Genomic DNA, 7,749 nt, shown 5'->3' on the forward strand with positions numbered 1-7,749 from the left:
ATTTTGTTGCCACGAAGTCATGATTAGTGAACGACCATGCTCAGGCGTTATTTGATGAACTACCAAAAGCTCATCATCCTTGAGCTTTTGAATTACTCTCAACTCGACGATGTATTTAGGTCAAACTAAACTGAACTTAGGCATTCTAGAACTTCCAGCACCTGCACAGACAAGTTTAACTGAGCGAATTCGCTATGACGAAAGATTCGAAATGGGATCCCTTTTCAAGACCAGTACCCAGATTTGCATGCTTGCAAGACGACAATGTTCTACTTCAAGCTTGGAAAAAATCGCATAGCTACCTTCGATCAAAGAGTTGGTTCGCAGACGTTCTTGAACTAGATGTCTCCGCTTTGGACTTACAGAGGTTCATCTTCAACATCAGCTTCGATATGCAGCTGGGTGACGTTTCTGACCTCAAGCCTTCTCCAATGGCGATCGTACCAGCTCCTAAAACAGATGAGCATCCGTGGGAATTTCGCGAGGGCCGTTGGTTGCCGGGAGCAAAAACGAAAATGGCAATGCGTCCATTGGCCCATCTTGCACTGCGTGACCAAGTTCTGAACATGGCAGCGCTAATTTCACTTGCCGACATCGTTGAAACGGCACAGGGAAACACAGACTTACCGTCACTCGAGGCGCGATCGGCAGGAGTGGCCAGTTATGGTAATCGTCTTCTCTGCGACTGGACCACGGACTCGTCTGGACAAACGAGAGCAGAGTTTACGTGGGGTAACGCCGCATGTTATCGCAAATACTATGTCGATTATCAAAAGTTCTTAATACGTTCGTTCGACGTTTGCCGTCACTTTTACCCGATGAGACCAACAGGCTCGGAACTCGGAGTCGTGTCGCTAGATTTGCAAGGGTTTTATGACGCGATCGCACCTCAAGAAGTTATTCAGTCTTTGAAGCACATTTGCGAACGATTCGACCATTCAATTGACTCAGAGTTCTTCCGGGCCCTGGAAGTCCTATTCTCTTGGGAATGGGCTCCAGTCACTCCCGAGCAAAAGCTCCTGCTCAAGGAAAACAAGTTACCAAAGGGTATTCCGCAAGGGCTTGTTGCCTCGGGTTTTTTCAGTAACGCATACATGGTTGCGTTTGATCGTGCTATTACGACAGAAATACAGAGAGAAAAAGCAAATACTCGTGGGGGCCTGCGAATCATAGACTATTGCAGATACGTCGACGACATTCGCTTCGTGGTCGAGGGAAGTTCGGAGTTACTCAAGGACGATATTACCGACGAAGTCGCAAGATGGGTAAAAGGGAAACTAAAAAAGCATGTTGCATCGCAGCAGTGCAACGAATCAAAAACCGCATATCTTTCTCTGAAAGAACTTGAAAGTCGAACCATGCGTCCGACGATTATGGCCGCGATTCAAGAGAAGCTGAGCGGTCCCATGGATATGGAGTCACTCGAGGAGGTAAGTGTCGCAATCGATGGCCTTCTAAATACCGTCATAGCTGAACGGGACCAAGGGGGCCCCTCAGATAAAAAACGGAACTCCAAGAATAGTATTGGCGATGGAGCCGAACTTCCACTTTCTCAGATTCATGTGGTTAAGCACACAGTGCGGGATGACACCGTCATCCGCTTTGGATCGTACCGAAAATTCACAACGCTGCGTAATCGGCGATTTTACATGGCCGCCGAATCAAGTGGCAATCGATCTTCGAGTTTGAAGCGTATTGATGCTGAAATGGAACTAGCAAGTCGACAGATGATTCGCTTGTGGAGTCTTGATCCCTCACTTGCTATAGTACTGCGGCACGCGATGAATCTCTGCCCGTCCCCCGAATTCCTCGCACCGGTGATTGAAGCGATTCAGGGTGCATTCATGCATCCCTCAACATCTCGCACTCCCAGTAGCTCACAACAGCAGCAGCTTGCATTTACGCAAAGTGTTGCGTTCTACACAGCAGGAGAGCTTCTGAAAGCCGGAATTATTGAAACGGGAATTGATGTATCTCCAGATGAGCTCCCAGCCAAGAGCGATCTTCTTGGATATCGAGAATTGTTAGGGGATTTTGCAGAGTCCTTGCTAGAAACAGCGGTTACGCCTTGGTATGTCTCTCAGCAGGCCGTGATGTTCCTCCTGTTCATTGGGAGGCAACCCTAATGTTAAGTAACATCCTAAGCTCGCTCGGTGAGCATTATCGGCGTTTGCTCGAAATTAGTAGTAAGGTTAGCGCGGCGAACGAAGAGAGTGACTTGCCCCTTGTGTTGGCATTGGATCAACTGCAGGGCAATCGACCAAGAACTTTACGACGCCTCTTATCCATTTTAAAACGGTTGGAAGCTGACAAACTGGCACCTTTCGTCGGTTCTCTCTGGTTAGCCAACTCAGCAATATCGGAAGAGTTGTCGGAGTTCGTTCGGACCCGTTCGGAACATGCTCGAGTGTTTCTTGCTATGCAGGAGACGATGCCATCTGACCTTGGACATGCTGCTTATAACACTTCCAACCTTGCGAAATCAGAGTCGCTTCTCCGAGTGATGCGAGCGACGAACAACCCATTCACGCAAGAAACAGCTGCACTTCAATTGCTTGACGCAATTGCAACGGAGCTTGCAAAGGAGAGGTTGTTAGTCTCAGATTTACACCCAGATGGCTTGCGGCTCCAAGTGGACAGCTGGGATGGAATTGCTGAACCCAAAACAACACAGTCAATTCGGGTCTCAAAGACAAACGTTGCTGCCAAAGATGCGCGTTATAGACTCCCATCATGGGCAAACAATGAGCGAGCATTGCTTTATGCAATCGGGCGGATCATTCGATCCGCTATGCTCGGAGTTGTTGACTTCACTGCCTCCTCAGCGCAGTGCAAGCAACAACTCGATGGATACTGCGGGGTGCGTACTTCGTGGTACAAGCGGCAGCATGGACTAACTGGCCACCTTGAACTATCCGAATGGGAGCACGCCAGCTGTTCGCCTTGGTTAGACTCGCTCCTTATGCATCTTCTCGCCTGGCCGGGTTGTAGGTCCGATTCCGACGGTGATTTTGCACTTGTGGTTTCGTTGCAGTCGCTTCAAGAGAGGGTAAGGGAGCGAATAAGAGAGCTGGCAAAAATGTTTGGCAGGTCAAGTGCACTGCCTGTATATGACGTCGTCGTCCGCAACCCGCTCAAAAATCCCCCAACCATTTCGCTTGCGCTGATTCAGACGGTGCGCCCGACTCACGCTGACTTACGTGCACACGGTCCAGATTTGAATGCTACTTCGTTTCGCCCCATCCACCGCAACCACCTTGCATCACTACTGAGGTTGACTTGGGAACATGACCAGCTAAGAAGTACTTATGCAAAGAGCAATAGCTTAGACATCGTTGTCTTACCAGAGATTGCTGTGCATCGTGCCGACCTCGATCTAATTGAGCGATTCATTGACGCTACCAAAGCAATCGTATTTTGCGGCTTGTCGTTTTATGAGCATGAACGACTTCATGAACTCATAAATACCGGCCTTTGGGTATTGCCGGAACAAAGAAAAACCGGGCGAGCCTTTCGTTATTTGCTACAAGGAAAAGAGCACATGATGAAGGAAGAAGTGAAAATGCAAATCAAATCATACAGGCCCCATCAGTACATACTACGTGTTGATCTCTCTAACGGGAAAAAACCAGTCGCTGTTTCTGGCGCAATTTGCTTTGACGCGACGGACCTTAAACTTGCGTCTGATCTGCGAGATTTGACCGATATGCTTATCGTTCCTGCAAATAACCGTGATGTACCTACCTTTGATACTATGGCAAGCGCGCTAAGTTGGCACATGTTCCAGCACATAGTCATCGTAAATAGCGGCGAATTTGGCGGATCTGTCGTTCAAGCACCTTACAAAGAGCGTCATCAACGAACACTGATTCATGACCACGGCGGCATGCAAGCAGCGATATCAATTGTCGAGATCGACCTATCCGACTATCAACGAATGCGAGAGACTCCTCCTGCCGATTTAAAGTCGTCACCGGCTGGATTTGCGAGGCATTAGGCGAGGACACTCGACAAATTGCAATTAATTTACGTAAACACAATTTAGCTTTGGTTTCGACGCACCCGTACGATGCCGTTCCGGTCTACCGTTTCACGACTGCCACTTCACTAATTTCTGTGTACTCAGGACGCGTCCGCCTTTGATGCACTTGTCTTATGAGTTCAAAGTTTACGGATTTGGAGATCGATGTTGAAGCGTGTGCATCTTACTTCTGTTGTGATTCATTCTTTGCCGCTATCAGGAGCTACGAATGTCAATTATTCAAGAGCATATTGCAGAATCCGCTGACGAGTTTATCGAATTTCTATATCCGCGGGGAAAGCTTCTCCGACATTGGCCGGAGACTGACAACTCACAGAAATGGATCTTTCGTGGGCAATCGTGTAGCGATTGGGATCTACAACCTACGGCCTTTCGCAAAGAAGGAAAGCGAATCCTATCAGGTTTGGTCAATCCGACGGGTGACAATCCATACGAGACCAATAAGAAGGCAGCACAATGCTATTGGGAAGCTAGAGCACTAAGCGCATTTATCGAGATGGCAGATTCACAAGCTCTGCCAATTCCCGAGGATGGACAAGTCTTGAGGAACCATCTACAAGCTTGTCTCAGTCGGCTTGTTAGGGCGGCGATTCCGGGAGCGGAACTTTTCAAGCAGCCTATTAGGCAGATTGAGATTGACGAATGGCCGCCTCTTGAACTTCTTTCCGTATTAGGAATTGCACAGCACAGCGGCATACCCACGAGGCTCTTGGACTGGACGTACTCACCTTATGTCGCGGCATATTTTGCCGCAGTGGGCGCGAGCGACAGAATCCACACAGATAGCAGCGGCTATCTTGCCGTCTATTGTTTGTGGATGCACAACAGTTCTTACTTTGGGGGCGACATAAAACTGATTACAGCACCAAGATATGCTAACTCAAACCTTCATGGTCAGGTCGGTTTGTTCACTTTCACCCCATGCAGAGACTTTGAGAATGATGGTCCCGGCGTTCCGCCCCTGGATACCTTGCTTGAACAGTCGGAGCACTCAAGTCTCCAGCAACTACTGGTGCTCAAGCTTCCGGTGTCGCACTGTTTGGATTTGCTACTCGCGCTCAGAAATCTTGGGTACCACGCTGCAAAAGCGTTTCCGTCATTTGAAGGAGCTGCCGAGAGTGTGAAAGAGCAGTTGAAATTCGTTTGGGAATCGCTCAGATGCTCTTGGCAACAAGCAGACTGATGCGTGAACCACCGCAGGGCAAACACTTCCGATTTCGTACATTGGAGCGACGTGTAATTCGGCCTGTCCCGCTACCTCTTCGAAGTTTTTTCCATACATGAGCATCTCGGTATGCCCCGCTGTCCGAAGACGTTTCCAGAAGTCGCTGTGCTGGGTAGGTAAGAGCGAAGATTGAAATAGGCCCGGTGGTGCATCGAACCTATTCGGAAAAGGCGACTGCCTAATCCGCAAACTCTGAGTCATGTAAATGATGTTCCGAATCGGAATCCATTCGCAAGAGCTCAAAGATAACCAAACATTCTGCTAGAGAATGCGGCACTGCTTAGAAATCAACGCTGGATTCAACGGTAGAGACTGCTCCGCTGCCACTGTTCTCGTACACCCAAGAGTGTGCGAGGTCAGCGACTTTGGAAACGAGTGGTAGGTCATCACGTCCAAAACTGGACGAGTCCTTCCAGGTCTCTCCGTCTTTGTAGATACGAGAGAGCGATACGTTGTGTCGCAATCCTTCACGGGTATCGTTCTCCCATATCGCAGCCTTGATTCTCCCCATACGAATTTCGTGCACGGGACGTTTTGCAGCACTTTGATTAGCCATTTGATATTTCTCCAAAACAAGGGAATTACTTTGCTGTGCGAACGATCGCACAAACATGCCTAACAACGATTCGGTCAAGATGGCGTACTTGTGACTCAGGAGCACTAGAAGCTTGGCCGTAATCAATCATGACCTGCGGTGTGAAACCGCCATGGTCAAGCCATTCGAGAAGATTTTCTGCAAGCTCACTTGCAGCCTCTTCGTCGTCATCCATTAGCGATTGAATCATCGCTATCCACGTTGCTTGTGGGTCCATTGCCTAGCCCTTTCTTTGCTAGAACTTCGAAATTAGATAGCGAGCGACAAGAGCCCGCCGATTTTCATGTCATACGCGGCACGATCGCCTGCATTTGCAATCTGTCGAGAGATTCGCGTCAGAGCATCAACTGCTTGGAAAACAGAGAAATTGCCCTTGAGTGTAGCCATGACCTGCACGGCTTCCTTTGCATGGCCGACGCCAATACCTTGGCCTGTCAAGACTTTCGCCACATCTTCTATGTTCGAGCCAAGTGACGTATTCATCGCTCGAGTGATCGCTTTAGCGAAGTTATCTTTGCGCTCGTTGCGCTTTGAAACCAAGCGGCGAAGGATCTCCTGCATATCGATAAGTGCGTCGACCACATTGGCGGTGTGCTTACGTTTGTAGGTCACGACCTCTGTGGCATCCCATACGATATGGTTGCCGCAAATTCGCTGAAACCAGAACGTTTCGATACCAACCGAACGACGGCCAACTTCGCTATTCCAAACGAAAAAGCCTGGCGCAAACTGCTCGCCACCAATATCCACCCAGGAATCATTGTCAACCAAGAAGGCAAACATATCTTGTTCACCGGCGTATAAGCCTGTCGCACCGTTGAATCCGGGCGGCGGAGGCGTAAACTCAGGTGCTTCTTTCCGCACGATATCGAGTACATCGCTATCGTAGAGTCTAGTATACGACGCTCCATGAATGGAACGCACCGAACCACCTCGTGTGAGCACCTGAATTGGCTTTCCGCCAACTGGCATTGTCTCAAGTAAAACTTGAGCAATCGTCGCTGTACGTAATCGATTCGCCGTTTCTTTTTTGACTCCTGATAATGCACAGGTTTGACCAAACGACCAGTCGTTCAAGAGGTAGCCGGAGCCACCTGTCAACTTTAGTCCTAATCCCCCATTTAAGGCGGACGGGATGACTTCTGCTGGCGCCTTCCAATGAACTTCCGATTCCTGACGTGACCTTGCGCAATACTCTGTCAGTGCGTCGAAATCAGCGAAGCGTTCATCATCTGGCCGTGAAAATAGCTGGTACGACGCTCTTTTAAGATTTGTCATAATTCTTCTCCAAGTCTTGAGTAAAACAGAAAAAACCTTTGAGGATGCACCACCAGTCCTCGCTAATTTGCTGTGCTGATTCACGACAAGCAAAGCCAGCGAGTGCTGGGGTTCAATCGTCTACCCAGGACAAGTCACAAAGAGTGACCAGCAGTTGTGAAAGAAGGACTTGAGAGCAATGCTCAGTGGCAACGCAAAGTCCAATAGTGTGTTTTGATCAGCATTTTGGACAATGTGACATTTATTGAAGAGTTGTTTTCAAACTGCTTCCATCGGCTGTCATCCGTCGGGGCTCGCCCGCTGAGGCCGCAGGCCCTTGGCCCCGACGGATGATGGACGGTGGAAGCGAATGAAACCAAAGCCTTAGGCAAGCTGCCCTCGCCCTCAAGCTGCTTTTTGAGGTCTAGATTCTTGAGGGGCTCTGAGCGTATTGGTCTTCATGAGAAAGTGAGTAGAGTGCTCCCTTGATTTTGTAGCGTCAACTTCTATGCAAAAGTTTGAGGACATCTGCTTACAGGTTTAGTTTCGGCGTCTTACCGAGAATCCAAAATGTTGCGACGCGTATTGTCCTCTGTGATTGGCTATAAAGACCTACAAGCCTTTACGAAC

Annotated in this window: 6 protein-coding genes; 3 read left to right on the plus strand and 3 right to left on the minus strand. The window is 48.9% G+C overall.

Features of this window, described 5'->3' with window-relative positions; genetic code table 11:
* The first annotated feature begins 194 nt into the window (after nt 1-194).
* The 3 genes from SH302x_RS13370 to SH302x_RS13380 all read left to right on the plus strand — a co-directional run bounded on the left by SH302x_RS13370 (nt 195) and on the right by SH302x_RS13380 (nt 5,225).
* The gene (locus tag SH302x_RS13370; RefSeq protein WP_479369182.1) at nt 195-2,126 is read left to right on the plus strand and encodes an RNA-directed DNA polymerase; all 1,932 of its coding nucleotides are present in this window, start codon (nt 195-197) and stop codon (nt 2,124-2,126) included.
* Nucleotides 2,126-3,997 (plus strand): hypothetical protein, encoded by a 1,872-nt coding sequence (locus SH302x_RS13375; RefSeq protein ID WP_479369183.1) that lies wholly within the window; start codon nt 2,126-2,128, stop codon nt 3,995-3,997. The genes SH302x_RS13370 and SH302x_RS13375 overlap by 1 nt, the downstream gene beginning before the upstream one ends.
* Nucleotides 3,998-4,250: 253 nt before the next feature.
* Complete coding sequence (locus SH302x_RS13380; protein ID WP_479369184.1) at nt 4,251-5,225, plus strand: FRG domain-containing protein; 975 nt, start codon at nt 4,251-4,253, stop codon at nt 5,223-5,225.
* Between the two features lie 322 nt (nt 5,226-5,547).
* Here the strand turns inward: SH302x_RS13380 and SH302x_RS13385 are convergent, their stop codons facing one another.
* From SH302x_RS13385 to SH302x_RS13395, 3 genes are read right to left on the minus strand one after another with little or no spacing between them, the layout of a single operon-like run.
* The gene (locus SH302x_RS13385) at nt 5,548-5,823 is read right to left on the minus strand and encodes a hypothetical protein (RefSeq protein ID WP_479369185.1); all 276 of its coding nucleotides are present in this window, start codon (nt 5,821-5,823) and stop codon (nt 5,548-5,550) included.
* A 25-nt stretch (nt 5,824-5,848) separates the two neighbouring features.
* Nucleotides 5,849-6,079: a hypothetical protein gene (locus tag SH302x_RS13390; protein WP_479369186.1), complete on the minus strand. Its 231-nt coding sequence runs from the start codon at nt 6,077-6,079 to the stop codon at nt 5,849-5,851.
* A 32-nt stretch (nt 6,080-6,111) separates the two neighbouring features.
* On the minus strand, nt 6,112-7,140 hold the full coding sequence (locus SH302x_RS13395; protein WP_479369187.1) for a DUF932 domain-containing protein: 1,029 nt from the start codon (nt 7,138-7,140) through the stop codon (nt 6,112-6,114).
* Nucleotides 7,141-7,749 lie beyond the last annotated feature (609 nt).

This window comes from Njordella calcicola (assembly GCF_056494125.1).